This is a genomic window from Paraburkholderia caledonica, from assembly GCF_000383275.1.
Lineage (GTDB): Bacteria > Pseudomonadota > Gammaproteobacteria > Burkholderiales > Burkholderiaceae > Paraburkholderia > Paraburkholderia caledonica.
Map to the genome: position 1 here is coordinate 559,027 of NZ_KB911037.1, position 25,088 is coordinate 584,114.

Genomic DNA, 25,088 nt, shown 5'->3' on the forward strand with positions numbered 1-25,088 from the left:
TTGTTTAGCCAAACCAGCCTACGAAGCAAGTCTAAAACAGCGTGTATCCCGTTTGGTTGTCCAATTGCGATGACGGCGTTGCGAAGTTGAGAATGTCCCTCCCTCTTCGTTCTTGCATACTTTGAGTGCCCATCCGGTCGGAAGCGACCAGGCCCGGCTGTAGCAGACAAAAGTGCAGCGAAAAAGCCGCCAACCCATTATGGAGCGAGACATGTCAATCAACCCGCCGGCTACCATGCCCTATGCGGAAGCAACGCTCGACGAGCGCGGCGTCTATTCGAAGGTGTCGTGGCGCCTCATCCCCTTTCTGCTCATATGCTATACAGCCGGCTATCTCGACCGGGTGAACGTCGGCTTCGCGAAGCTGCAGATGCTCGATCAACTGAAGTTCAGTGAAACGGTCTATGGTCTCGGCGCGGGTATCTTCTTTCTCGGCTATGTGATTTTCGAAGTGCCTAGCAACATCGTCATGCATAAGGTTGGCGCCAGGATCTGGATCGCTCGGATCATGATTACGTGGGGCCTGATTTCGGCGGCAATGGTGTTCGTTAAAACGCCGACCACCTTCTATGTGATGCGTTTCCTCCTCGGTGTAGCTGAAGCCGGTTTTCTGCCTGGCATACTTCTGTACCTGACGTACTGGTATCCGTCGTCGCGCCGTGGACGCATCATTGCGCTGTTCCTCGCAGGCATTCCCCTCGCCGGCATGCTCGGCGGGCCGCTCTCCGGCTGGATCATGCATGCATCAAGCAATATCAGCGGATGGTCCGGCTGGCAGATGATGTTCCTGCTCGAGGCGCTGCCGTCGGTACTGCTCGGCATCGCCGTGTTTTTTGTACTAGGCAACGATGTCCGCTCCGCGAAATGGCTCACAGAAGCGGAAAAGCAATTGCTGGCGGCCAACCTCGAACGCGAGACCCCGGAGTCACAGGTGAATTCGCTGCGTGGCGCCTTCACCGAACCGCGCACGTGGATCTTGTGCGTCATGTATGCCTTCATCCTCATGGGGGAGTACGGCGTTCTGTTCTGGATGCCAACTATCATCAAGGACACCGGTGTCACGGACCCGTTACAGGTCGGCATGCTGACTGCGATTCCCTATACCGCAACCGTGCTTGCGATGTTCGTCGTCGGGTGGCATTCGGATCGGACACGTGAGCGCCGTTGGCATCTGGCGTTGCCTGGTATCGTCGCGGCCATCGGCCTCGCGCTCGTCGCCATGTATCCGCACAGCACCGTGATCGCCGTGTGCGGACTGACGATCGGCACTGTGGGTGTCCTGTCCGTCGTGTCGCAGTTCTGGACCCTGCCCCCCGCGTTGCTCGGCGGCGTTGCAGCCGCTGCGGGAATTGCGCTCGTCAATTCGGTCGGAAACCTGGCCGGCTTCGTCAGTCCCTACATGCTCGGTTGGATCAAACAGAACACGGGCACCACGAGCATCGGCCTCTATATTCTTGCCGCGAGCATGATAGTCGGCAGTGCGATGGTGTTCTGCTTTCCTTCGCGACTTATCGATCGTTGAAACCAGGCTTGCACCATCAGCAATCAATACCGGAACGCCGCCCGGAACCAGATGCGTAGCGATACGAAACGAATGTTGTTCTGGATAAGCCGGAGTACAGCATGACACTGCCAGACTATCTGACGATAGGAACTTGCGATGGAGCGTATGGCGAGCCCTGTTTGCTAGGTGAAACCGGGCTGACGCTCTCTGGTTCACAGCGACCATCTGCTCAATTAACGGCATGGCTGGCCGGCGCGGATATCCCCTGTAAGGCCAGGAAAGTGCTGGAAACCGACTTGAATTTCACTGGCGTAATGGGCTTGATTCGGGCACCCCTGGAACGAGGGAGCGTCTGCGGCGTTCGCGCGATCTGGGTTCTGGCACGCACAGCCGCAGGCTTGACATCCATCGTCGTACGCGATGCCAGAAGCGCAACAGAAGCTCAGCTCCACCGCGATGCCGCCTTCGTAAAACAACAGGCATCGCGCTACTTCGCCCGCTGCGCAATCCTGCTGATCCAATCACAGAGCACGACAGAGCGAATGGATGAGTTCGCCAGATTCTCAGCGGTATATGCTCACGCACACCCAGTAACAGATCAAATTTATAGCGTGCAGACCGATAGCAATATCAGGCTAAACTATGCATGGCTTGCCCCTCTCGTCCCGACGCATGGATTGTGACGCGGACGCAATCCGTCCGAATCCACGTCGACCGCAATCAATCCGTTATCCGTAGGAGGTTCGCCAGACGGACCGCAAACGGACATGAAGATTGATTCGCGGCGTCTGGTCGTATGCATACGGTCAGTATTGGCATCGTGTTCGTCCCCAGCCAATTCTTGAACCGCCGCCTTGCGCCAGTCCCGCTGCGGCCCCGCACTCGGCGAGGTCATACACGACGCCACAGCGGGGTCGATTTGCGCTCAGCGCGACAGAGGACTTGGCGAGTGCGAATGCACATGTGCACTCGTCGCGGCCGCTTCATCTTCCGGCTCCGCCGACAGATCCCGCCTGAAAGTCTCGGCGAGGAAAAACGCACACACCATGCTCAGCAAGCCCGTCGCCGCGATATAGATCGAAATCGGCAGCGTCTGGCCATACGTGGCGAACAGATAAGTGGCGATCAATGGCGTCGGCCCTGACGTGATGATGCCGGCGATCTGATACGGCAGCGACGCACCCGTATAGCGCACCCGCGTACCGAACAGTTCCGCAAACCACGTGGATTGCACGCCGTACACGGACGCCTGGCTTAACGCGATACCGCAGACGTACGCCACGAGAATCAAAGTCGGATTGCGTGTCTCGAGCAACGGGAAGAATGCGAATCCGTAGATCGCCACGAACACCGCCCCGAACATGAAGACGGTCCGGCGTCCGATCAGATCCGACAGTTTGCCGAACAATGGCAGCGTGATCAGCGCGAAGGCACAGCCGAGAATGATGGCGTTCAGAAGCAGTCCGCGCGGCAGGCCGAGTCGCGTGGTGCCATAGACCAGCACGAACACGTTGATCACGTTGAAGGTGATGTCGACCGCGAAACGCGTGCCGATCGTCAGCACGAGATCTTTCGGATGCCGGCGCAGCAATTCGATCAGAGGCGCCTTCACGACCTGCTTGCTCGCCTTGATCTGTTCGAATACGGGCGACTCCATGACGCGTAGCCGGATAAACAGGCCGATCGCGATCAGCGCGACGCTCAGCAGGAACGGCAGGCGCCATCCCCATGAATAGAACGCGTCTGACGGCAGACTCGACACGGCTTTGAACACCGCGGTCGAAAGCATCAACCCGAGCGGCACGCCCAATTGCGGGAACGCGCCGAAGAAGCCGCGCTTGCTGGCCGGCGCCGTTTCGACCACCATCAGCACCGCGCCGCCCCATTCACCACCGACGCCGAGACCTTGCAGGAAGCGCATCGCCACCAGCAGGATCGGCGCCCAGACGCCGATCGAATCGTAGGTCGGCAGCAGGCCGATCACGAAGGTGCCGACGCCCATGATCGTCAGCGTCGCGACGAGCGTCGTCTTTCGTCCGATGCGATCGCCAAAGTGCCCGAAAAATACCGCGCCGAATGGCCGCGCGAGATAGCCGACCGCAAAACTGCCGAACGCCGCGATGGTGCCGACCACCGGATCGAACGACGGGAAGAACAGCTTGGCGAATACCAGCGCCGAAGCGGTGGCATAGAGAAAAAAGTCGTACCACTCGATAGCGGTCCCGACCACTGAAGCGACCAACACGCGGTTGACGGCCGAACGGCTGATAACCGGCGCGTTGCCGGGTGAAACGGGCGATGTATTCATGTCTCCTCCCTTCTCTGGGAATCTATGTTTTCAAGCCGCTGCGTTTGGCGGCGCGGGTCCGCCGGCACGTTACGATAATTTCGATTTGCTCACCAGTGCAGCTCCATCGGGAACTGGTCGAGCGTTTCGACGCCGCCCGAGGTCAGCCGCACGATACGTTCCGTGCGCAAACCGCCGACGTTCGGCACCGTAATCGTCGCCTTCAAGGTAAAGACCATGTTTTCCTGCAGCACGGTCTTGTTGCCCGGCCCGATCCACGGCGCTTCTTCCTCCGGGTCCATGCCGGTGCCGTGACCAGTGCCGTGGCCGCGCGCTTCGCTCGAATATTGCTCGTAGTTCGATTTCACCAGCGCCTGCTGGATCACCGCATTCAGTTCCATCGCCGCCATGCCCGGACGCGCGGCGGCCAGCCCTGCTTCGACCGCGCGCGCCGCTGCCGCGACGACCGCCATCTTCTCGGGATTCGCCGAACCGTAGGTGAAACCGCGTCCGCCATCGGCCACGTACCCACGATAGCGCGCACCGATGTCGGTCATGATCAGGTCGCCCGGTTGCAGGATGCGGTCGGTGGGGCGCGCCAGGTTATACGCCGAGCGCGGACCCGACTGCACCATCGAATCGAACGCGGTCCGGTCTGCTCCGCCCGCGAGCATCGCGCGGTCGGCGATCAGAGCGAGTTCACGCTCGGTGTAGGGACGGCCGTCGGCGAGCGCATCGCGAATCGCGGCCATCGCCGAATCGGTCAATGCGGCGGCTTTGCGCATCAGTGTGACTTCGGCGTCGCTCTTGATCGCCTTGATTTCGGCTAGCACCATCGTTGGCTCGAGCTTCAATTCGCCCAGACCGGCGTTCAGGCGCTTCAACAGATCCGCAGGGATATAGGCGGCACCGGCGAGGCCGACCGTTCCGCTGCGATGCCGTGCCGAAAATGCCTGCACCTGTTGCGTGACTTCACGCAGGCTGCGCACCTCGAAGGCGGTCACGCTCGTCGCGTAATCGAAGCATTGATCCGACACGAACAGGACCGGGTCGCCGTCCACGGGCAGCAGCAGGATCGCGTTGGCGATGTCCGATACGCCGTCGAGCGGACGGAACTCGGTGAAGTACCCGATGTTAGCGCCACGCCAACAATCGCCGAAGGCGAGCAGGCCGACGAGGCCCGCCTTGTCGAGTGCGCTGCGGACCTTAGCGACCCGGCCGAGGAACTCGTCCGTGGTGATGCCTTCCGGCGGGATGTCTGTGGTACGGATGTTCATTGCTTCCTCATCTCCTGTGCGGGTGCATGCCCGGCTGCTCGATGAAGCCGGTCTCCATGTCCTGATAGATCTGCGCCGGCCTGGAATGCCGAGCGTCTTGTACATAGTAGAATCGACAGATATGCTTTAAAAATGAAAAATAACTCATAATCTATATCGATAAGGAATACCTGGAGATGGCATGGTGACCTCTGTTACTCACCCAGAGACTGGCGTCGCGACGAGCCGCTTCGACCCCTCGCGCCTGAAGACGCGTCAACTAGCCCTGATCGTTCAGCTCGACATTCATCGCTCGGTACTGCGCGCGGCGGACGCCGCGCACATGACGCAGCCTGGGGCGACCAAGTTGCTGCGCGAACTCGAAGAGACGATGGGCGTCGCGCTCTTCGAACGGCATCCGCGCGGTGTCGAGCCGACCTGGTACGGCGAGGTGTTGATCCGCCATGCACGCAACGTGCTGGCGGAGTTGCAGCACGCATACGACGAAGTGTCCGCGCTCAAAGCAGGCCTGACCGGACAGGCGATGATCGGCACCGAGGTCACGGCGGCCACCAACCTCGTGCCGCAAGCGGTGGCGCTGCTCAAGAAGCGCTTTCCGCAGATTCGCGTCAGCATCGAGATGGAGTTCAGCGAGGTGCTGGTGCAGCGTCTGCAGGAAGGCAAACTGGATATGATCGTCGCGCGAATCCGCAATCCGGACGATCTGGCGGAACTGCACTATGCCCCGCTCGCAGAAGCACAGCATGCTCTGTTCGCACGCGTTGGCCATCCGCTAGTCAAGCACAGGACATTGAGCTGGAACGAACTGGCGCCACAAACATGGATCTTGCCGCCGAAAGGCAACGTGATGCGTAATCAGCTCACGCAACTTTTTCTCGAACGGCATCTCGCGTTGCCGACGGACGTGGTGGAGAGTTCGTCGCTGCCCGTCATCACGAGTCTGCTGCAGATCAGCGATATGATCGCGCCGCTTGCGCGTGAGCCGGTGCGGCCGTATTGCATTGCAGGCGCGCTCGAACCACTACCGTTCGAACTCGATCTGAAGCTCGGACCGGCGGGAATCGTCACACGCCGCGGCGAAAGGCTCTCCCCGGGCGCGCGGGCGATGCTGCAAGCGCTGCGCGAGGCCGCTGGATTTGATACCCAAGACCCCGACGCAGAACGCGACTGACTTGCCCCGACGGAACTCAGCGCACGCCGTCCGCCGCGACGCTTGCGCCGGACTGTAGTAACCATTCATGCGCCGGCTCGTTGTGCACGTGCCAGGTGCGACGCGGACCGGCCATCACATTCAGGTAGTAGAGGTCATAGCCGTGCGCGGCGGCAACCGGGTGATAGCCGCGCGGCACCAGCACGACATGCTTGTCGTACGCGGCAAGCGTTTCGTCGAGACTGCGGTCGTCGGTATAGACGCGCTGAATCGCGAAGCCCTGCGGCGGCGAGACGCGATGGTAATAGGTTTCCTCCAGATAGGTCTGCTGCTCGCCATCGTCCGTATCGTGCCGATGCGGCGGGTAGCTGGACCAGTTGCCCGCGGGCGTCACCGACTCCACCACCAGCAAGCTCTCCGCCAGTTCGGTTTCGGGCAGGATGTGGCGCACGTGGCGCAGGTTGGCGCCAGCGCCGCGGGTTTCCTGCTTGACCTCGTCAGGTGCAATGAAGCGCGGCGGCAGACCGCCCTTCGCGGGCGCGGAGCAGACCCCAAGTTCGACGTCGTCCGTCGCCACGATCGTGTAGCGCGTATGCGGCGGCACATACATGGACCACGGCGCGCCATCGAACGGTGACATCCGTGCGCCGATCTCGCGGCTCGCGAGTCCTTCGCAACCGGCTATTGCGCGCCCCTTGACGAGCACCACTACGACTTCGCGATCGCCGGTCTCCCGAGTCACTGTCGCGCCGGGCATCAGGTCGAAAACATCGAAGCCGACGTATTTCCAGCCGGCACTCGCCGGCGTGATATGGATGATCTGGCCGTCTTCCGCATGCTTTGACGGTCTGACTAGCAGGTCGCTCATGTCTTCCCTCCGGTTATTCAGGCTTCCTACTCAGTAGGACGTGGCGGTCGGCGCAGCTACGTGCATGACCGTGAAACGGTACAGGCGTCCAGGGCTTTGACGACGCCTTCTGCACGAATCGCCGCCAGATGGGCCGCGACCTGCGCGACGAAGCGCGGATGTGCGCGCAGATCGCATCCAAAGATCGATTCGATTTCGAACAGTGCTTGTACCGCGTCGATGGCATCCGCGTGCAAGGTCAGGCGAACCGCCTCGGCCAGTGTGCCTGCGAGCGGGTCAGCGATGACGTAGGTGCGGCCTGTCTCGTCCTGACCGCCGAGGTACGCGATCCAACCGGCCAACGCAAATGCCAGACATTCGGTCGGCGCGCCGCTTTTCAGGTTGGCGCGCACGCTTTCCAGCCAGCGCTGCGGCAGTTTCTGGGAGCCGTCGGTTGCGATCTGTTGCAAGCGGTGATCGAGCGCAGTGTTGCGAAAACGCGTGAACAGATCAGCTCGATACCTAGCCAAGGCGGGTCGCGACAGCGTCGGCTCCACCTCGTCGCGCAACATGCTTTCGACAAAGTTCAGCAGGGCCGGCGCGCCGATCGCCTGATCGACGGTGTCATAGCCGATCAGCGAGCCAAGGTACGCGAGTGCCGAATGCGCGCCGTTCAGCATCCGCAATTTGGCCTGCTCATAGGGACGCGCGTCGCGCACGAGCGTCGCGCCTGCGCGCTCCCAAGCCGGCCGTGGCCCCGCGAAGCGGTCTTCGATTACCCATTGCGAGAAGGGCTCGGTGATCACCGGCCATGCATCGTAGGCACCGAGTTCCTCCGCTACGCGCGTGCGATCGGCGTCGGTGGTGAGCGGAACGATCCGGTCTACCATCGTGTTGGGAAACGCGCCCTCTCGCTCGATCCAGTCGGCCAGAGCAGGATCCGCTTCACGCGCGAACGCCAGCGTCAACGCGCGCATCGTGTCGCCGTTGGACGGCAGGTTGTCGCACGACATCACGGTAAGCGGGCGCAAACCGGCTGCGCGCCGCAACGCCAGCGCGCGCACGACGAAGCCGATCGCACTTCGCGGCGCGCTGCCCTCCCGGAGATCATGGTCGATATCGGGATGATCGAACTCCAATGCGCCGCTGGCCGGATTGCGGCAATAGCCTTTCTCCGTGATTGTCAGGCTGACGATATGACCGCGCGGATCGGTCATCGCATCTAGTACGGCGGCAGGCGACTGCGGTGCGACCAGCGAAGCGATCAGTGCACCCACCACCTGGAACGAATCCGCGGCGCCGTCGCGCACATCCACGGTATAAAGATGATCCTGCGCAGTTAGCGCCTCTGAAGTGTCCGCTCGTCGCAACGACACGCCGACGATGCCCCAGCGGTGATCGCCAGCGCGCAACGTGTGTTCCGTGTAGACGGCCTGGTGCGCGCGATGAAAAGCCCCGAGGCCCAGATGAACGATGCCCGGTGCGAGGCTCGCGCGATCATAGGTGGGGACGACGATTCCGCGAGCGGCGGGCGCTGCGAGCGAAGCCACGAAGGCATTACTCAGCCGCATGATCGGTCGGATGTTGTTTGGCGAGGCCTTCCCAAATACCGTTCAGGTAGACCGCACCGAGCGCGCGATCGAACAGCCCATAGCCAGCGCGGCCCGTCTCGCCCCAGATCATTCGCCCATGGTCCGGCCGTGCGTAGCCTTCAAAGCCGGTTTCGAAATAGGCTTTGACTATTTCCGCCATGTCGAGCGAGCCATCTGCCGACCGATGCGACGTCTCATGAAAGTCGCCCGCGGCATTGGTTTGCACGTTACGCAGGTGGGCAAAATGAATCCGGCCACGTGCACCGAACTCCCGCACCAGTGCCGGAATATCGTTCTGCAGGTCCGCGCCCAGCGACCCCGAACACAGCGTCAGGCCGTTGGCGGGGTCGTCGACGATAGCCAGCACGCGCTGCAGGTCCGCGCGATTCTTCACGATGCGCGGCAGCCCGAAAATCGGCCGCGGCGGATCGTCGGGATGGATCGCCATCTTGATGCCGGCTTCTTTGGCCACCGGAATGATCGCGCGCAGGAAGTAGTCGAGATTTGCCCACAGACCGGCTTCGTCAAGCGCTTCATATTCGCGCAGCAGGGCTTTCAATTGCTCGGGCCGATAGCTCGCGTCCCAGCCGGGTAACTGGATACCCTGGCTGACGTCGAGCTCGCGGATCGCTTGCGTGTCGAACGCGAGCGTCGTCGATCCGTCGGGCAGGGGCATTTCCAGCGAGGTGCGGGTCCAGTCGAAAACGGGCATGAAGTTGTAGCAGACCACCTTCACACCGCAAGCGCCGAGGTTACGCAGCGTCTGGCCGTAATTGGCGATGAGCGTGTCGCGCGTCGGCTTGCCGAGCTTGATGTCCTCGTGCACCGGTACGCTTTCGATCACATCCAGTGTCAGCCCATGCGCCTCTATCTTCTCCTTGAGCGACCGGATCGTGTCGACGGGCCACACATCGCCCACTGGCACATCATAGACAGCCGAGACGACCCCTACCATGCCTGGGATCTGACGGATATACGCGAGCGGCACCGGGTCCGCGTCGCCATACCAACGGAACGTCATTTTCAAGATCGAGTCTCCTCCGCGTACGCTCGCCGCGCCTTCGACGCAGGCAGTGCATCATTGTGTGGTCGGCTTGGCCTTTCGTATTGCCCAAGGCGGCGAAGCGCCGTGTGGACGCTTTGCGCCGGTCTGGGTCATGCATGGGGCGTAGCCGGGAGTTCGCATACTAGCGGCAATCGACATGCCTTTATAATGAAAAATAGCGAGCTAGCTATATGATTATGGAATACGTGGAGCTAGAAGGGTTGTCGCCTGCTGTCAGAGAGAGCGAGCGAAACTCATTCAGTTTGTCGCTTCGGTCACCAAGATCGCGGATTACGAGGAAGCGCTTGCCGTAGCCAGCTTTGCTCAATGAGCGCTCGCCTCTCAGTGCCCGGATCTGCAATTCATCGTGTGGTTGGCCCCGCCAACATGGTCGACAACGAAGATCGTCGCCAACCTACCCAACGGTTTAGACCGACTGCTTGTGACTAAGCCCAGCCCCCACCTCGTATAACTCCAGTGGAAGCCCATCAGGGTCCGCGAAGAAAACGAAACGCCTGTTTGTATATTCATCGACGCGTACGTCCTCAACCAGAACTCCCTTTGATTCAAGCAACGCTTTACATACATCGACGTCGCTGACACCAAAAGCAAGATGACGCAAGCCGCACGCTTCCGGATAGGACGGTCGAAGCGGCGCATCCGGAAACGAAAACAGCTCAACCTGCGATCCGTCGGGAAGCATAAGGTCCAGCTTGTATGACTGCCGATGCTCCCTGTAGTGCTCGGCCACTATCTGAAGGCCAAGAATCTCTGTGTAGAAGCGGCGAGACACCTCGTAATTCGAACAAATGATTGCAGCGTGATGAATGCGGAGAAGCATGATAGTTGGCCAAAACGATTGCAGACGATATGAAAGGACTGTACCGACCTTCCTTCCGCTTCTGCAAGCCCTTGTTTGGCACGGCCGGTGTGCATCGGGTCGTGGCAGCGACCCGCATCACAATTGGAAGCGATCGCGTGTCGTGACATAGTCGCTCGCGCCGAAGCGGCCCACCGGAAAGTAGTGCTGCAATCGCACTCGCCACGTTTCGATGTCGATCAGCTCGTCCCGCACGTGCAGCATCAGCACCTTGCCGATGAAGATGTGGCGGCTCGGCGTTTCAAGGGTCTCCCACAGCGCGCATTCGAATGCGACGGGCGCCTGCGCGATGCGGGGCGGCTTCACGCGCGTCGACGCCATCGCTGAAAAACCCACCTCATCGAGTTCGCTGATGTCGGGCGCAAAGCGCTCGCCGCACCGATGCATCTGCTGCGCAATCGGCTCATCGGCGAGATGCACGACGAACTCCTTTTCGCGCGGAATGTTCACGGCGGTGTCTTTCAGCGTGCCGTCTGCCAGCCGGTTGATACTCAACATGACGATCGGCGGTTCCTCGCCAACCATGTTGAACATCGAGAACGGCGCCGCATTGACGGTGCCGTCCGCGCCAAGCGTAGTGACGAGCGCGATGGGCCGCGGCACGATCAGGCTCGCCATCAGCTTGTAGCGCTGATATTCGGTGATCGCTTCGAAGTCGATTTGCATGTCATTCCGTAGAGGTTGATCGATGCGGTTCGATGCCGAGCAGATGCGCAAGCCTCTTCGTTCCCTGCATGTCCGATGTCTCGATGCGCGCTTCGAGACTTTGCAGATGCGCGGTCATATGCGCAATCGCACCTGCCGCATCGCGCGATTCGAGGCAGTCGAGAATAGCCGTGTGCTCGTCATGCTCGCAGGGCGCATTGCCCACCCGTTCGTACGCGCCGACAATCAGCGAACTGCGCGAGATCAGTTCCGTCAGATAGCGCTCCAGAATCGCATTGCCGGACAGTGCGGCGATACGCAGATGGAATTCGCTGGCAAGCCGCGCCCACGACGGCTGATCGAAGCGATGCATCGCTTCGTGTTCGTCGGCAAGCTGCTTGCGCAGTGCGCTGATGTCCTCGACGCTCGCGCGCTGCGCCGCAAGCTCGACGAGCGCCCGTTCCACCGCGCGCCGCGCCTCGAAAATTTCACGCGTTTCCTCGCGCGTCGGTTGCGCGATCACCGCGCCTTTGTTCGGGCGCAATACGACGACGCCGTCATGAGCGAGCTTCTCCAGCGCGCGCCGCACCACCGCGCGGCCCACGCCGAACAGCGCGCACAGTTCCGGCTCGGGCAGCTTGGTACCGGGCGTAAGCCTCTGATTCAACACCCCTTCGAAGATCGACTGATAGATCCGCCCATCCGCGCTCACCTCGTCGCGCTGGCCGTGCCGCGCAACCGCACGCACGGTGCTCATGCGGCTTGCGCCGGTGCGGGCACGGCCTCCTCGACATGACGCGCAATTGCGCCGGGCGTCGTGAGCCAGATGTCGTCGCGCGCGTTGGCAACATGCGCGAGCGCCCGACGCAAATGCCTCAACCGGTATGGCTGGCCGACGATGTACGGGTGCAGCGCAATCCCCATCACGAGCGCCTGAGACTCGCGCGTACGCTGGGTCTGCTCGAGCATTTCGTCGAACTGGTCGACGATCATGTCCGCGAAATCGCGCATGTCCATCTGCCGCGCCATGATCATCGGCAGATCGTTCAACTCCTGCGGATAGGGAATCGACCAGAGCGGCCCCGCGCTCGTGTGCATGCGCACGGGGCGATCGTCGTGACACCAGTTGAGCGTGTAGCGATAGCCCGTTTCCGCAAGCAGGTCCGGAGTCGCATGCGACTCAGAGATCCACGGTGACAGCCAGCCTTCCGGCACGACGCCGGAACACTCGCGGATGCGCGCGCGGCAATGCGCGAGCAGCGCGCGCTCGTCGTCCCGATCCAGATCGCTTTGACGCTGCGCGTTCGTGTGACCGTGCGCAATCAGTTCGTCGCCGCGCGCCACGCATGCGTCGATCAGCGCGGGGCAGTGATCGTACAGCGACGTATTGATGAGCGTGCCCGCAGGCATGTCGAGCGAGTCGAACAATTCGATGCACCGCCACGCGCCGACGCGGTTGCCGTACTCTCGCCAGCTGTAGTTCAGCACGTCAGGCTGCGGCGACAGCGGCCCGAGCGCCGCGCCCAGCCCTTCGCCGAACGCAAAGTGCTCCAGGTTGAAGCCAAGGTAGACCGCGAGCCGCGCGCCGTTCGGCCAGACGTAGCCGTTGCCTTCATGAACCGGCTGATAGTCGAATCGGCCATGTGTCTTTAGGAAACCCAACGAAGCACACGGCTCTCGCTTGTCGTCGTTCATTGTCACGTGTGAATGATCCGGTTTGGTTAGTTCGTGCCCCAATCCGAACGAAATCTGCACTGCGATCGCACACGGAATGCATCGGCAAGTGCTGACGATCGGGGCCTGCAATCGTGTGCAATATGCGCGCCAACGTGTCGACACATGCGGTCAGCAGGCACGGTGGCGCTCGCTGCCGGCCCCGCGCGCGGTCGACACCATCGCGAATGGCATACGACTTGCAAAAGCCCCCGGGCTGCATGCGCCGTGCCTCTGCACGTTCGCCGTATTCCACTCGTGTCTACACTCAGGACAAACCTTTATGGTTCAGCCGGCATCCACTGTGGTTCATGCAAGCCCAGCCGACATCGAGCTCGTGCATGTATCGAAGCGCTATGGCGATTCGCTCGCCGTGGACGCCATTGACCTGCGCATTCCCGGCGGCGCTTATTGCTGCCTGCTCGGTCCGTCAGGTTGCGGCAAGACCTCGACCTTGCGCATGATCGCGGGTCACGAGTCGGTGTCCGACGGCGACGTGCTGATCGGCGGCCGCAATGTCACTCGCGAGCCGCCTGCCTCGCGCGGCACGGCAATGGTGTTTCAGAGCTATGCGCTGTTTCCGCATCTGTCCGCACTCGACAACGTCGCGTTCAGCCTCAAGATGCGCGGCGTCGCCAAAGAGGTGCGCAGAAACCGCGCCGGCGAACTTCTCGAACTCGTCGAGATGTCGGCCTATGCGCACCGCCGGCCCGCAGAGCTTTCGGGCGGCCAGCAGCAGCGCGTCGCACTCGCGCGCGCGTTGCTCAACGAACCGCGCTGCCTCCTGCTCGACGAACCTCTCTCGGCGCTCGACCCCTTTCTGCGCGTGCAGATGCGAGCCGAACTGAAACGCTGGCAGAAGGAACTCGGCATTACCTTCGTGCACGTCACGCATTCACAGGAAGAAGCGATGGCGCTCGCCGATCTCGTGGTGGTGATGAGTCACGGCCATATCGAACAGACGGGCACACCGTTCCAGGTCTTCAACCAGCCGCGCACGGAATTCGTCGCGCGCTTTCTCGGCGGCCATAACGTGCTCGGCGCGAACGGCCGGCTCTTCACCGTGCGGGCCGACCGTCTGCGCATCGCGCCGCAAGGCGTCACGCCCGGCACGAGTGCGAGCGAAAGCGGCTTGAGCCGCATCGGCGGGCTCGCGTGCACGGTGCGCGAAGCGGAGTACCAGGGCACGCACCTGCGCATCACGCTCGATCCGCTGGATGGTTCTCCCGCGCTGGTCTCGCTGATGAGCGACGCCGACTACGACCCGCAACGTCTCGGACCGGACGCGCGCGTGACTGTCTGGTGGGACGAGCAGAACGCCCATCCGCTCGCGGCGTAATGCCCAAAATCACAACCCAACGATAATCCTTCGAGGAGAAAGCAATGAACGACGACAAGCTGGCAGCACCCGCGCAACACGTTGAAGAAGAGACAGTCAGTAAGGGCATGTCACGCCGCACGTTCGTCAAGGGCGCCGTCGCGGCGGCGGGCATCGCGGGTTTTCCGTACGTGCACGCACAAGAGAAAATCACGCTGCGCTACCTGGGCACGGCCGTCAACCAGAGCGCGGAGATCGCAAAGAAGTTCAAGGCAGACACGGGCATCGAGATTCAATACATCCCCGTGACTACCGACGACGTCACCAAGCGCATCATCACGCAACCCAATTCATTCGATATCGTCGACACCGAGTACTTCGCGCTCAGGAAACTCATTCCCGCCGGCACGCTCGCGGGCATGGACGCGAAGCGCATCAAGCTCGCCGACAAGATCACCCCCGTGCTCACGAAGGGTGAAGTGGACGGCAAGAAGATCGGCGATCAGGGCACCGCGCCGAAGAAGGTGATGTTCCTCAAGGGCGCGCGCTCCACGGAGTTTTCCACCACGCCGACGGAATGGATGACGCTCATTCCGACCACGTACAACGCCGACACGCTCGGCATCCGCCCCGATCTGATCGCCCGTCCCGTGACGAGCTGGGCCGATCTGCTCAATCCGCAATTCAAGGGCAAGGCCGCGCTGCTGAACATTCCCGCCATCGGCATCATGGACGCGGCCATGGCGATCGAAGCGACGGGCCGCGTGAAGTACGGCGACAAGGGCAACATGACCAAAGCCGAAATCGACCAGACCATCAAGATACTGATCGAAGCGAAGCGCGCCGGCCAGTTCCGCGCATTCTGGCGCGACTTCAACGAGAGCGTGAACCTGATGGCCTCGGGCGAAGTCGTGATCCAGTCGATGTGGTCGCCCGCCGTCACGAAAGTGCGCACGATGGGCATCGCCTGCAAGTTCCAGCCGCTCAAGGAAGGCTATCGTTCATGGGCATCGGGCTTTGGCTTTCCACGCTCGCTGCAAGGCAAGAAGCTCGACGCGGCGTATGAGTTCGTCAACTGGTTTCAGGACGGCTGGGCGGGCGCCTATCTGATGCGCCAGGGCTACTACCCCGGCGTCACGGAAACGGCAAAGTCGCATATGCAGGCCTACGAATGGGACTACTGGATGGAAGGCAAGCCCGCCGCGCAGGACATCAAGGCACCCGACGGACAGTTGCTCGAAAAGGCGGGCAGCGTGCGCGATGGCGGCTCGTACAACCAGCGCATGGGCGCCATTGCGTGCTGGAACGCCGTGATGGACGAGAACATCTACATGGTGCAGAAGTGGAACGAATTCATCGCGGCATGACGGTCCTCACGCATTAGCCCGGAGTGTAACGATGGCCTCGGTCGACTATCTGCAGCAAACGAAGCGAATGCCCGCGCGCCATCGACGCGTGAGCGCCTGGCTGCAAGCCACGCCGCTCACGCTGACGTTCGCGTTCTTCTTTATCGTGCCGCTCGTGATCACGTTGATCGTGAGCTTCTGGGACTTCAACGAGTATCAGATCATCCCGGCCTTCACGTTGAAGAATTACGCGGCGATATTCGACGGTTGCGGCTCGCTGACGGATGTGTGCGTCACCTTCAAGACCTACTGGTCGACGCTCAGGTTCTGCGCAATCGTCTGGGCGGTGACGCTCGTGCTCGGCTTCGCGATCGCGTATTTCCTCGCGTTTCACGTTCGCACGACCGCGATGCAGACGGTGCTGTTTCTCGTCTGCACCATTCCGTTCTGGACCTCCAACGTCATCCGCATGATCTCGTGGATTCCGCTGCTCGGCCGCAACGGGCTCGTTAATCAGGCGCTGATGTCCGCGCATCTCGTCGATCAGCCGCTCGACTGGCTGCTGTATTCCAGCTTCTCCGTCGTGCTCGCGTTCGTGCATCTGTACACGTTCTTCATGATCGTGCCGATCTTCAACGCAATGATGCGCATCGACCGCTCGTTGTTCGAAGCCGCGCGCGACGGCGGTGCGAGCAGCTGGCAGGTGATCCGCGACGTGGTGTTGCCGCTGTCGAAGACAGGCATCGTGATCGGCTCCATTTTCGTCGTCACGATCGTGATGGGCGACTTCCTCACCGTCGGTGTCATGGGCGGGCAGCAGATCGCTTCGGTGGGCAAGATCATCCAGGTGCAAACGGGATATCTGCAATTCCCCGCCGCGGCAGCCAACGCGATCATTTTGCTCGCCGTGGTGCTCATGATCGTATGGACGCTGACGCGCGCGGTCGACATCAGAAAGGAACTGTGACATGCGACTTCTCGCCCGCCACCGCGAGCAGCGGCCCGCGAGCTTCTACTGGCTCGCCCTGCTCTTCGGGCTCTTCGTGCTGTTTCTGTACGGCCCGGTCATCACGATCTTCATTCTGTCTTTTCAGGGTCCCGAGGGCGGCTTGACCTTTCCGATGCGCGGTGTGTCGCTACACTGGTTCGCCGTCTTGCGCGACGGCGTCGGCGATGTCGATATCTGGGCCGCATTCGGGCGTTCAGTCAAACTCGCTCTTGCCGTCACCGTGTTGACGGTCCTGTTCTCGGTGAGCGCGGGCCTCGCATTCAGGCGCCGCTTTCGCGGCGACACGGCGGTTTTTTACGTGTCGGTCGCGAGTCTGATCATGCCGTCGATCATCGTGTCGCTCGGCATCGGGCTGACGTTCCGTCTGCTCGACACGCTCATCAAGTATCTGGCGAACGCGTGGGGCTTCCAGTCGTTCGCGGACGGCTGGACGACGTCGATGGGTCTCTACACGTCCGCGCTCGGCGCGCATCTCACCTGGACCCTGCCGTTCGGCCTGCTCGTGATGTTCGCCGTGTTCAACCGCTTCAATCCCGCATTCGAAGAAGCCGCGCGCGATCTCGGGGCCTCGCCGTGGCAATCGTTCAAGAATGTCGTGCTTCCCATCATCGGGCCCTCCGTCATCGGCGTCGCGATGTTCGGCTTTACGCTGTCCTGGGACGAAATCGCCCGCACCTCGCAGGCAATCGGCGATCAGAACACGTTGCCGCTCGAATTGCAGGGCTTGACGACATCGGTGACCACCCCCGTCATTTACGCGCTCGGCACGATGACGACCCTGATCTCGCTGCTGGTAATGATTGGCGGGCTGCTCATCGCGCGGTCGATCGCGCGCAAGCGGGCAAGCGTTCGTTGAAGCGCGCCGCACGCAACGTGCGGCATCCGCTCAGGCATCCGCTCAGGCATGCGCCGCCAGTTCCGGCACGTGTGCGCCGGCGAGAAACGCACGCACCAGTTCGTGCGCCTGCGCCTTGTGCGCAGCCTGCCATGAAGGCTCTAGCATCTCCGTCGCGAACATGCGAGAGAGCGTGTATGCATTGGACTTGTGAAAGTACGCGAGACTCACGAGCGTCACGTACATGTGCAGCGGGTCGATTCCCTTGCGCAGCGTGCGCGCGGCCTCGCCGCGCTTGAGCAGCGTGCGCAGCTTGTCGAGCACGGGCGACGACATTTCCGGAATGGCCTTCGAACGTTTCAGGTAGCGCGCGCGGTTGAGGTTCTCCCACGACAGCAGACACAGCAGTTCGGGGTGCGCGGCGAAGTGTCCTTCGATGAAATCGTAAAGCTTGATGATGCCCGCTACGGGTTCGACCGTCTGCACGTCCGGCGCAACGGCGAGTTCGGCTTCGCGCAGCCGCTCGAGCACATGCTCCAGCACTTCGACGTACAGCATCTCCTTGCCGCCGAAGTAGTGATAGATCATGCGGATGTTGACCTTCGCGCGGCTCGCGATGCCTTCCACGCGCGCGCCGCTAAAGCCTTTGTCGGCAAACTCCTTGATCGCGATCCGGAAGATGCGCTCGCGTGTCTTCGCCGCAAGCTGCTGGCGACGCGTTGGCGCTTCCTTCGTGTCCCGGGAGCGTGCGCTGGATGCAGGGGCGTTGCGTGGCATGGTATCGATGAAAGTGGGGAGATGGCGCGGCGAATCGCTATGGTACTCCGCCGCGCCCCGAGCGCTCGCGCCGTGTCAGCGCCGGAACGGCTGGGTGAGCGCGGGCGGCGCGGACTGGCGGCCAATCAGGCCGGCCACGGCCACCAGCGCGAGCAGATACGGCAGCATGATCAGCAGCGCCGTCGGTACATGCAGGCCGAACATCGGCAGCTGGAATTGCATGGCCGTCGCCGCTCCGAATAGCAGGCACGCAAGCGCCGTGCGGCCGACCTTCCAGTTGCCGAAGATGATCGCGGCAATCGCCAGATACCCTGCGCCGTTGGTCATGCCTTCCGTGAACGTGTGAATATCGCCGATCGACAGGAAGCAGCCCGCCGCCGCCGACATCACGCCCGAAAACACCACGGCGCCGTAGCGGAGCCGCGCGACGCCGAGTCCCGACTGATCCACCGCACGAGGTGCGACGCCGGTCGCATGCAGCGCGACGCCCAACGCCGTGCGCCGCATCACGACGGATGTGCCGATCAGCACGGCAAGCCCCGCATACAGCAGCCAGACCTGCCCGAAGACCGGCTCGCCGAGCACGGGAATCTTGCCGAGCACGGGCGGCGACCAATGCGCGAGCCCCGGGATCACCGCGCTCGACCGTTCGCCGAATATCTTCCGGTACGCGAGCGTGGTGCCGCCGAGCGCCAGAATGTTGATGCCGATGCCCGTCACGATCTGGTTCGCGCGCATCGTCACGCTGAGAAAGGCCTGCAGCAGCGCGAGCGGAATCACGCCGAGCATGCCGCACAACAAGCCGATGACGGGATTGCCCGTGAGCCACGAAAACGTCGCGCCGAGAAACGCGCCCGTCAGCATCATGCCTTCGACGCTCATGTTGAGCACGCCCGCGCGCTCGCTCACGAGTTCGCCCGTCGAGGCGAGCATCATCGGCGCAGCAAGGCGGATCGACGCGCCCGCGAATACCGCGAGAAGTTCGAGATTCATTGCCGTGCGTCTCCCCTGTCGAGCCACATCGCGCCGCCTGCGAGCGCGATCGTGACGATGCCCTGCACGATCAGCACGAGCGCCGACGGCACCTGCGCGATCATCTCCATGTTGATGCCGCCCGAGCGCAGAAAGCCAAACAGCAGCGCCGCCGCGAACACGCCTGTGATCGAACCGCGCGCGAGCAGGCCGACCACCAAGCCGTCGAAGCCGTAGCCCGACGAGAAGCCTGCTTTCAGCGAGTACTGGTCGCCTTGCAGCATCAGTGCGCCGGCGAGGCCGCTGAACGCACCGGCGAGCGCGAGCGCGCCCACGATCGACGAGGTGATCGGCAAGCCCGCGCGTTTAGCCGCGATCGCGTTGAGGCCCGCGGCGCGCAGCGACAGTCCGAAGCGTGTGCGCGTGAGAAGAATTGCCGAAGCGAACGCGAGCGCGACGCTCACCGGCAGGCCGATATTGAGGTTCATGCCGCTCGCGGCGAAGATAGCCGGAAGCTTGGTCAAGTCCGGAATTTCGAGCGATTCGGGCAGGGTCGCCGCGTTGCTCATCGGCTGACGCAGCAAGGCTTCGCTCTGCACGCACCAGTAGAGCAGCCACACGGCGATGAACGACAGCAACAAGGTGCTGATCACTTCATTGGTGCCGGCCTTCGCTTTCAGCACGCCGGGCACGCCGCCCCACACCGCGCCCGCCATCGCCGCGCCCAGCATCGGCACGATGAACGACAGGCCCAGCGGCAGGTGCGAGCAACCGCCGTAAAGACTCAATGCTGTCGCGACGATGCCGCCGATCGCGATCTGTCCTTCGCCGCCCACGTTGGTGAGCTTCGCGCGGTTCGCAATCACAAAGCCCGTGCCGACGAGCGCGAACGCGAGGCTGCGATTGATCGACGCGCCGATCGCATACGGCGAGCCCCATGCGCCGTCGGCAAAGGCCGCGAGTGCATCGCCGACGGGCACGCCCATCAGCGCGATCAACAGCAGCGCGGCAAGCATCGCGACGGCCACGGCCGCTGCGATCACGCCAGCGACGCGCCAATGCGGCGAACGCGTGCGCCAGCCTTGCGCGCCGTGCGCGGCGCCAAACAAGGTCTGCGACTTCATATGCGGATTCATGAAGGTTCTCCTGCGCCCGCCATCCATGCGCCGATGCGGCCGCGATTGCTCGCCTCGGGCGTGCAGGTGCCCATGATGCGGCCGCGATACAGCACGACGATGCGATCGGCGACGCTCATCAGTTCGTCGAGTTCCGAGGAAATCAGCAACACGCCCACACCGCGATCGCGCGCGGCACGAATGTGCGAGTACACGGCGGCGACCGCGCCGACATCGAGTCCGCGCGTCGGCTGCGCGGCGAGCAGGAACAGCAGCGGATCGAGCGTCAGCTCGCGCGCCAGCACGGCCTTCTGCTGATTGCCGCCGGACAGCCCGCCGAACAGCGCGTCGGGCCCGCTTGCCCGCACGTCGAAGCGCTGCATCAGATCCAGCGCGGCGGCGCGCATCGCACGGCGGCGCAAAAAACCGGCGCGCGTGTAGCGATCCAGATGATTGAGCAGCAGGTTGTCGGCGACACTCATGCCCGTCACGCAGCCCACCGCGTGACGATCTTCCGGCACGATGCCCACGCCCGCCTGCGTGAGTTCGCGCGGGCTCGCATGCGTCATGTCGCGCCCCGCAACGAAGAAGCGTCCCGCAGATGCGCTCGCCATGCCCGCCAGCACCGCACCGAGTTCGCTTTGCCCGTTGCCCTCCACGCCCGCTATGCCGACGATCTCGCCGCGATTCACGACGAGCGTGCAATGCTCGAGACGCGTGACGCCTTCGGCATCGCGCGCGCTCAGTCCGTCGATCTGCAGCACTTCTTCCGTCAGCGGCCGCGAATACGGCGAGCGCGATTCCGCAAGCGACAGGCGGCTTGCCATATCGTCGTCCGTCTCGCCGCGCTCGTGATCCGGACGATGAATCATCGCGTGCACGAGCCGGTCGATCTCCGCTGATGGCGCCGCCGAACGCGCGACCACCCGGCCCGACTGCAACACCGTCGCGTGCGTGGCGATCCGGCAGATCTCCTTCAGCTTGTGTGTGACCAGCACCACGGCGCAGCCCCGCTTCGCGACACGCTCACAGGTATCGAGCAAGGCGTCGATCTCGGCAGGCAGCAGCACCGCCGTCGGCTCGTCGAGCAGCAGAAGACGCGGTTCGCGCATCAGGCACTTGACGATTTCGATGCGCTGCCGCTCGCCCACCGACAGATCCGCGACCTTCGCATCGAGCTGCAACGTCAGCCCGACGCTCTCCAGCACTTCGCGCAGCCGCGCCGCCTCGCGCTGACGGTTGAGCCAGCCGCGCGCCTGGCCGAGCAGCAGGTTGTCGAGCACGCTCGCGTCGTCGACGAGACTGAAGTGCTGATGCACCATCGCGATGCCGTGGGCCAGCGCCTCGCGCGGATTCTTCGGGCGATAGGGCGTGCCATTCACATGCATCGCGCCCGCATCCGGCTGATGAACGCCGAAGATCACGTTGCACAGCGTCGACTTGCCCGCGCCGTTTTCGCCGAGCAGGCAGTGCACATCGCCTGGCATCAGGTCGAGCGACACGCCTTCGAGCGCGGTAAACGAGCCAAAGTGCTTGCCGATATCCGTCAGCGAGAGAATCGGCTCCGCGCGCGCGGCGGCGGCAGCGAGCCCGCTCATCCTTCGGAGACCTTGATCTTGCCGCTCAGGATGTCTTCTTCGATCTGCTTGAGTTTCGCATCCATCGCGGGTGTGGATTTGCAGATCACCATGCCGGAGGCCTTGGGCCCCATCGCGAGGCCGAACGCCTTGTAGCCCGGCTGCCATTGCCCTTTCTCGAGCTGCTCGATCGCGTACTGCGCCTGATAGCCGACACCCGTAATGCTGTACGCGACGTACAGCGGATCGCTGCCGCAACGGTCCGTATAGCTGCCGATGATATGCGTGTTCTTCTCCTTGGCCGCCTGCTCCAGCCCGCGCAAACCGAGATTGAGAATGTGGTAGTGCACGTCGGCGCCCTGCGCGACCGCAGCGGCGGTGGCTTCACGCGCTTTCGCGACGTTGTCGAAGTCGCCGGTATAGGCCTCGAAGTACTTCACCTTCGGGTTCACGTAGTGCGCGCCGTTGCCGAACTCCTTGCCTGCGTTGACGATAGACGGAATCTCCATGCCGCCGACATAGCTCACCGCGCCGTTCTTCGACAGCATCGCGGCGGCAGCGCCCGCGACGAATGCGATTTCAGCCTGCTTCACGTCGTACCCGGCCACGTTCGGCGGCATGTTGTCGCCCTTGTTGCCGCCGACAATCGAGAACTTCACATTGGGAAAGCGCTTCGCGATCTTCAGCACGGCGGCCTGCGTCTGTCCGCCGATGCCGATCACCAGTTGATTCCGGCTCGCGAGATTCGTGAGCGCCTGCTCCATGTCCGCGTAGTTGATGTTCTCGATGACCTGGGTCTTCAGCTTCGGGCCGAACTCTTTCTGCGCGGCCACGACGCCGTCATAACCTGATTCCATCCAGCCCTTGTCGGTCTTCGAACCGGGAATCAGCACGCCGACGCGCATCGCGTCATCGGCGGCGTGCGCGGCGGGAATGAAGAACGAAGGCGCGGCGAGCGCGACGATCCCTGCCGTGACGAGGCAGCGGGACACGAGATGGCGGCGCAGTCTCGCACGCGATGCCTGTTGTGAACTGACCATCATTGGCACTCCTTTTGCGTTGAATTTCGGTAAGTAGGTTATTCATGACTGAAATGCACGTTGCAACTTCGATGCCAATGCGCGATCCGTCGCGCCCGAAACGCCAGGCGCTCCCCGTCTGGTTGATCGGGTGGAGACCGTGCAAGGCAATCCTCGACCGACGTTCGAACAACACCCGCAAGACGCTCCGGAGAACTCCATGAACCTCGCTGCAAACCAAGACCTGGCAAGCACGGAAGGCACACTCGGCGCCTTCGCTCACACGCGCTGGACCGCCACCGGCACGCTCGTCGACATGGCTGCGCCGACGCCCGCGCCGCGCATTGGCGTGCTCGATTCCGAACCGCAAAAAGTGCGCTTCGACATCGGCAAATCGGCGCTCGTGATCATCGACATGCAGAACGACTTCTGCACCAAAGGCGGCTGGGTCGATCACATCGGGGGCGATTTCGGTGCGGATCGTGGGCCGATTGCACCGTTGCAGCGCCTGCTTCCCGTGGTGCGCAACAGCGGCGTGCCGGTGATCTGGGTCAATTGGGGCAACCGGCCCGATCTCGCCAACATGCCGCCGAACCAGCTTCATCTCTACAAGCCGACAGGCACCGGCATCGGCCTCGGCGAGCCCTTGCCGGAGCATGGCGCGCGGGTGCTCGAGAAAGATTCGTGGGCCGCCGCCGTGGTCGACGAACTGAAGATCGAGCCGCAGGACATCTGCGTGGACAAGTACCGCATCAGCGGCTTCTGGGACACGCCGCTCGACAGCATCCTGCGTAATCTCGGCACGCGTACGGTGTTCTTCGCGGGCGTCAATACCGATCAATGCGTGATGCACACCCTCACCGATGCCAACTTCCTCGGCTATGGTTGCGTGATGCTGAGCGATTGCTGCGCGACCTCGTCGCCCGCGTTCTGCACGGAGGCGAGCATCTGGAACGTGAAGAAGTGCTTCGGCTTCGTGGCGGATTCGCTGCAATTCGGCGCTGCGCTCGAAGGGGCCGCCGCATGAGCGCGTTCATTCCAGGCACGCGCTTGCAGGTTGGCGCGACGATGAGCGGCCCGCTCGACGGCTTGCGTTTTGCCGTCAAGGATCTGATCGACGTTGCGGGTGCAACGACCGGCGGCGGCAATCCCGACTGGCTCGCCACCCATGGGCCCGCGCCGCGTCACGCGCGCTGCGTCGCCCGGCTGCTGGCAGCGGGCGCCAGCGTGGACGGCAAGACCATCACGGACGAACTCGCCTACAGCCTCGAAGGCGTCAACGCGCATTACGGCACGCCGCTCAATCCGCGCTGGCCGCACGCGTTGCCGGGAGGATCCTCGAGCGGCTCGGCGTCAGCCGTCGCGAGCGCCGATGTGGACTTCGCGCTCGGCACGGATACCGGCGGCTCGGTGCGCGTGCCTGCCGCGTTCTGCGGGCTCTGGGGTATCCGGCCGTCCTACGATGCCGTGGCGCTCGAAGGCGTGTTGCCGTTTGCGCCGCGCTTCGACACGGTCGGCTGGTTTGCGCGCACGGGCGAGATGCTCGCGCGCGTCGCGGACGTATTGCTCGATGGAGTGCCTGCTGTTGAGGCGCCTTTGTCCCTCGTGCATTGCAAGGAAGCATTCGAGGCCCGCGCAGCTAACGAGCCCGACGATGCACAGCGCCTGCGCGATCTCTTCCCCACCCACGACGAGGTCGAAGTCTTCGCGGGTGAGCGATCGCGCTGGCTGCACGTGTACCAGCAATTGCAGGACGATTCGATCGCTGCGTCGCTGGGCGCGTGGATCGACGCGAACGCGCCGCGCTTCGGCGCCGACATCGCGGCACGCTTCGCGCGCCTCAAAACGCTTGACGCCGCCGAAGTCGAACGCTGTCGCGCGATGCGCGAAGCGTTCGCGCAACGCATCGAGCGAATCGTGGGCGATGCGCTGATCGTGCTGCCGACCACGCCGCGTTCGCTGTTGAGCAAACAGGAAAGGCCTGAACTGATCGACGCGTTCTATCGCGACGCGCTCACCATGAACACGATCGCCGCGTTTGCTGGCTTGCCTCAAGTCAGCGTGCCCGTCGCGAACGACAGCGAACGTCCGCTCGCGTTGTCGCTGATCGGGCCTCGCGGCAGCGACCGCGTGTTAATCGCTCGCGCGCGCGAACTCTTCCCCACTCTTTCGTGAACGGA

General features: G+C 62.8%; 23 protein-coding genes. 9 read left to right on the forward strand and 14 right to left on the reverse strand.

All coding sequences use genetic code 11. The features are described 5' to 3' along the window. Nucleotides 1-211: 211 nt before the first annotated feature. Together H281_RS0115195 and H281_RS0115200 are read left to right on the forward strand one after the other, a co-directional pair. Nucleotides 212-1,522 carry an MFS transporter gene (locus H281_RS0115195; RefSeq protein ID WP_020067981.1) on the forward strand — a complete coding sequence of 437 codons (1,311 nt, stop codon included), beginning with the start codon at nucleotides 212-214 and terminating at the stop codon, nucleotides 1,520-1,522. Nucleotides 1,523-1,623: 101 nt separating this feature from the next. Next, the gene (locus tag H281_RS0115200) at nucleotides 1,624-2,187 is read left to right on the forward strand and encodes a hypothetical protein (protein ID WP_164701886.1); all 564 of its coding nucleotides are present in this window, start codon (nucleotides 1,624-1,626) and stop codon (nucleotides 2,185-2,187) included. 242 nt (nucleotides 2,188-2,429) lie between these two features. Here the strand turns inward: H281_RS0115200 and H281_RS0115205 are convergent, their stop codons facing one another. Both H281_RS0115205 and H281_RS0115210 read right to left on the reverse strand, forming a co-directional pair. After that, nucleotides 2,430-3,812, reverse strand: coding sequence for an MFS transporter (locus H281_RS0115205; protein ID WP_020067983.1), 1,383 nt, complete (start codon nucleotides 3,810-3,812; stop codon nucleotides 2,430-2,432). 89 nt (nucleotides 3,813-3,901) lie between these two features. Then, nucleotides 3,902-5,068, reverse strand: a complete 1,167-nt coding sequence (locus H281_RS0115210) for a M24 family metallopeptidase (RefSeq protein ID WP_020067984.1) — start codon at nucleotides 5,066-5,068, stop codon at nucleotides 3,902-3,904. Nucleotides 5,069-5,249: 181 nt separating this feature from the next. On the opposite strand from H281_RS0115210, the gene H281_RS0115215 reads away from it, so the two are divergent. Beyond that, nucleotides 5,250-6,239 (forward strand): LysR substrate-binding domain-containing protein, encoded by a 990-nt coding sequence (locus tag H281_RS0115215; RefSeq protein ID WP_020067985.1) that lies wholly within the window; start codon nucleotides 5,250-5,252, stop codon nucleotides 6,237-6,239. A 16-nt stretch (nucleotides 6,240-6,255) separates the two neighbouring features. On the opposite strand, the gene iolB is transcribed toward H281_RS0115215, so the two are convergent. The 7 genes from iolB to H281_RS0115250 all read right to left on the reverse strand — a co-directional run bounded on the left by iolB (nucleotide 6,256) and on the right by H281_RS0115250 (nucleotide 12,922). Next, on the reverse strand, nucleotides 6,256-7,086 hold the full coding sequence (gene iolB, locus H281_RS0115220) for a 5-deoxy-glucuronate isomerase (protein ID WP_020067986.1): 831 nt from the start codon (nucleotides 7,084-7,086) through the stop codon (nucleotides 6,256-6,258). Nucleotides 7,087-7,142: 56 nt separating this feature from the next. Next, nucleotides 7,143-8,636: a mannitol dehydrogenase family protein gene (locus H281_RS0115225; protein WP_020067987.1), complete on the reverse strand. Its 1,494-nt coding sequence runs from the start codon at nucleotides 8,634-8,636 to the stop codon at nucleotides 7,143-7,145. Next, the gene (uxuA, locus tag H281_RS0115230; RefSeq protein WP_131319621.1) at nucleotides 8,623-9,684 is read right to left on the reverse strand and encodes a mannonate dehydratase; all 1,062 of its coding nucleotides are present in this window, start codon (nucleotides 9,682-9,684) and stop codon (nucleotides 8,623-8,625) included. The genes H281_RS0115225 and uxuA overlap by 14 nt, the downstream gene beginning before the upstream one ends. A gap of 445 nt (nucleotides 9,685-10,129) precedes the next feature. Beyond that, nucleotides 10,130-10,543 carry an SMU1112c/YaeR family gloxylase I-like metalloprotein gene (gloA2, locus tag H281_RS0115235; protein ID WP_020067989.1) on the reverse strand — a complete coding sequence of 138 codons (414 nt, stop codon included), beginning with the start codon at nucleotides 10,541-10,543 and terminating at the stop codon, nucleotides 10,130-10,132. Between the two features lie 117 nt (nucleotides 10,544-10,660). Next, on the reverse strand, nucleotides 10,661-11,248 hold the full coding sequence (locus tag H281_RS0115240) for a flavin reductase family protein (protein ID WP_020067990.1): 588 nt from the start codon (nucleotides 11,246-11,248) through the stop codon (nucleotides 10,661-10,663). 1 nt (nucleotide 11,249) lies between these two features. Continuing rightward, complete coding sequence (locus tag H281_RS0115245) at nucleotides 11,250-11,984, reverse strand: GntR family transcriptional regulator (RefSeq protein ID WP_020067991.1); 735 nt, start codon at nucleotides 11,982-11,984, stop codon at nucleotides 11,250-11,252. Then, nucleotides 11,981-12,922, reverse strand: a complete 942-nt coding sequence (locus tag H281_RS0115250) for a polysaccharide deacetylase family protein (RefSeq protein WP_020067992.1) — start codon at nucleotides 12,920-12,922, stop codon at nucleotides 11,981-11,983. Before H281_RS0115250 ends, H281_RS0115245 begins: the two co-directional genes overlap by 4 nt. Before the next feature lie 301 nt (nucleotides 12,923-13,223). On the opposite strand from H281_RS0115250, the gene H281_RS0115255 reads away from it, so the two are divergent. The 4 genes from H281_RS0115255 to H281_RS0115270 are packed head-to-tail and all read left to right on the forward strand — an operon-like array spanning nucleotide 13,224 to nucleotide 17,469. Then, the gene (locus H281_RS0115255) at nucleotides 13,224-14,279 is read left to right on the forward strand and encodes an ABC transporter ATP-binding protein (RefSeq protein ID WP_027804623.1); all 1,056 of its coding nucleotides are present in this window, start codon (nucleotides 13,224-13,226) and stop codon (nucleotides 14,277-14,279) included. A gap of 44 nt (nucleotides 14,280-14,323) precedes the next feature. Then, nucleotides 14,324-15,625, forward strand: a complete 1,302-nt coding sequence (locus H281_RS0115260; RefSeq protein ID WP_020067994.1) for an ABC transporter substrate-binding protein — start codon at nucleotides 14,324-14,326, stop codon at nucleotides 15,623-15,625. A gap of 31 nt (nucleotides 15,626-15,656) precedes the next feature. Next, a complete protein-coding gene (locus H281_RS0115265; protein WP_020067995.1) occupies nucleotides 15,657-16,571 on the forward strand; it encodes an ABC transporter permease in 915 nt (304 codons plus the stop codon). Nucleotide 16,572: 1 nt separating this feature from the next. After that, nucleotides 16,573-17,469, forward strand: a complete 897-nt coding sequence (locus H281_RS0115270; RefSeq protein ID WP_020067996.1) for an ABC transporter permease — start codon at nucleotides 16,573-16,575, stop codon at nucleotides 17,467-17,469. A gap of 42 nt (nucleotides 17,470-17,511) precedes the next feature. On the opposite strand, the gene H281_RS0115275 is transcribed toward H281_RS0115270, so the two are convergent. The 5 genes from H281_RS0115275 to H281_RS0115295 all read right to left on the reverse strand — a co-directional run bounded on the left by H281_RS0115275 (nucleotide 17,512) and on the right by H281_RS0115295 (nucleotide 22,932). After that, nucleotides 17,512-18,225: a TetR family transcriptional regulator gene (locus tag H281_RS0115275; RefSeq protein WP_020067997.1), complete on the reverse strand. Its 714-nt coding sequence runs from the start codon at nucleotides 18,223-18,225 to the stop codon at nucleotides 17,512-17,514. A gap of 75 nt (nucleotides 18,226-18,300) precedes the next feature. Then, entirely contained in the window at nucleotides 18,301-19,218 is a 918-nt protein-coding gene (locus H281_RS0115280; protein ID WP_020067998.1) for an ABC transporter permease, read from the reverse strand. Beyond that, nucleotides 19,215-20,333: an ABC transporter permease gene (locus tag H281_RS0115285; protein ID WP_020067999.1), complete on the reverse strand. Its 1,119-nt coding sequence runs from the start codon at nucleotides 20,331-20,333 to the stop codon at nucleotides 19,215-19,217. The genes H281_RS0115280 and H281_RS0115285 overlap by 4 nt, the downstream gene beginning before the upstream one ends. Further along, nucleotides 20,330-21,910 (reverse strand): ABC transporter ATP-binding protein, encoded by a 1,581-nt coding sequence (locus H281_RS0115290; RefSeq protein ID WP_020068000.1) that lies wholly within the window; start codon nucleotides 21,908-21,910, stop codon nucleotides 20,330-20,332. The genes H281_RS0115285 and H281_RS0115290 overlap by 4 nt, the downstream gene beginning before the upstream one ends. After that, entirely contained in the window at nucleotides 21,907-22,932 is a 1,026-nt protein-coding gene (locus H281_RS0115295) for a BMP family protein (protein WP_020068001.1), read from the reverse strand. The genes H281_RS0115290 and H281_RS0115295 overlap by 4 nt, the downstream gene beginning before the upstream one ends. 196 nt (nucleotides 22,933-23,128) lie before the next feature. Here H281_RS0115295 and H281_RS0115300 point away from each other — a divergent pair, with 196 nt between their 5' ends. After that, nucleotides 23,129-23,935, forward strand: a complete 807-nt coding sequence (locus tag H281_RS0115300) for a cysteine hydrolase (RefSeq protein WP_020068002.1) — start codon at nucleotides 23,129-23,131, stop codon at nucleotides 23,933-23,935. Further along, on the forward strand, nucleotides 23,932-25,083 hold the full coding sequence (locus H281_RS0115305; RefSeq protein ID WP_020068003.1) for an amidase: 1,152 nt from the start codon (nucleotides 23,932-23,934) through the stop codon (nucleotides 25,081-25,083). Before H281_RS0115300 ends, H281_RS0115305 begins: the two co-directional genes overlap by 4 nt. Nucleotides 25,084-25,088 lie beyond the last annotated feature (5 nt).

Excerpts from the sequence above, each read along its gene's own strand:
- H281_RS0115255 (WP_027804623.1), top strand. The coding sequence starts at position 13,224 with ATGGTTCAGCCGGCATCCACTGTGGTTCATGCAAGCCCAGCCGACATC.
- H281_RS0115260 (WP_020067994.1), top strand. The coding sequence starts at position 14,324 with ATGAACGACGACAAGCTGGCAGCACCCGCGCAACACGTTGAAGAAGAG.
- H281_RS0115300 (WP_020068002.1), top strand. The coding sequence starts at position 23,129 with ATGAACCTCGCTGCAAACCAAGACCTGGCAAGCACGGAAGGCACACTC.
- iolB (WP_020067986.1), bottom strand. The coding sequence starts at position 7,086 with ATGAGCGACCTGCTAGTCAGACCGTCAAAGCATGCGGAAGACGGCCAG.
- H281_RS0115265 (WP_020067995.1), top strand. The coding sequence starts at position 15,657 with ATGGCCTCGGTCGACTATCTGCAGCAAACGAAGCGAATGCCCGCGCGC.
- H281_RS0115285 (WP_020067999.1), bottom strand. The coding sequence starts at position 20,333 with ATGAATCCGCATATGAAGTCGCAGACCTTGTTTGGCGCCGCGCACGGC.
- H281_RS0115195 (WP_020067981.1), top strand. The coding sequence starts at position 212 with ATGTCAATCAACCCGCCGGCTACCATGCCCTATGCGGAAGCAACGCTC.
- H281_RS0115240 (WP_020067990.1), bottom strand. The coding sequence starts at position 11,248 with ATGCAAATCGACTTCGAAGCGATCACCGAATATCAGCGCTACAAGCTG.
- H281_RS0115200 (WP_164701886.1), top strand. The coding sequence starts at position 1,624 with ATGACACTGCCAGACTATCTGACGATAGGAACTTGCGATGGAGCGTAT.
- H281_RS0115305 (WP_020068003.1), top strand. The coding sequence starts at position 23,932 with ATGAGCGCGTTCATTCCAGGCACGCGCTTGCAGGTTGGCGCGACGATG.
- H281_RS0115225 (WP_020067987.1), bottom strand. The coding sequence starts at position 8,636 with ATGCGGCTGAGTAATGCCTTCGTGGCTTCGCTCGCAGCGCCCGCCGCT.
- H281_RS0115250 (WP_020067992.1), bottom strand. The coding sequence starts at position 12,922 with ATGAACGACGACAAGCGAGAGCCGTGTGCTTCGTTGGGTTTCCTAAAG.
- H281_RS0115215 (WP_020067985.1), top strand. The coding sequence starts at position 5,250 with ATGGTGACCTCTGTTACTCACCCAGAGACTGGCGTCGCGACGAGCCGC.
- H281_RS0115275 (WP_020067997.1), bottom strand. The coding sequence starts at position 18,225 with ATGCCACGCAACGCCCCTGCATCCAGCGCACGCTCCCGGGACACGAAG.
- H281_RS0115270 (WP_020067996.1), top strand. The coding sequence starts at position 16,573 with ATGCGACTTCTCGCCCGCCACCGCGAGCAGCGGCCCGCGAGCTTCTAC.
- H281_RS0115210 (WP_020067984.1), bottom strand. The coding sequence starts at position 5,068 with ATGAACATCCGTACCACAGACATCCCGCCGGAAGGCATCACCACGGAC.
- H281_RS0115280 (WP_020067998.1), bottom strand. The coding sequence starts at position 19,218 with ATGAATCTCGAACTTCTCGCGGTATTCGCGGGCGCGTCGATCCGCCTT.
- H281_RS0115245 (WP_020067991.1), bottom strand. The coding sequence starts at position 11,984 with ATGAGCACCGTGCGTGCGGTTGCGCGGCACGGCCAGCGCGACGAGGTG.
- gloA2 (WP_020067989.1), bottom strand. The coding sequence starts at position 10,543 with ATGCTTCTCCGCATTCATCACGCTGCAATCATTTGTTCGAATTACGAG.
- H281_RS0115290 (WP_020068000.1), bottom strand. The coding sequence starts at position 21,910 with ATGAGCGGGCTCGCTGCCGCCGCCGCGCGCGCGGAGCCGATTCTCTCG.
- H281_RS0115205 (WP_020067983.1), bottom strand. The coding sequence starts at position 3,812 with ATGAATACATCGCCCGTTTCACCCGGCAACGCGCCGGTTATCAGCCGT.
- H281_RS0115295 (WP_020068001.1), bottom strand. The coding sequence starts at position 22,932 with ATGATGGTCAGTTCACAACAGGCATCGCGTGCGAGACTGCGCCGCCAT.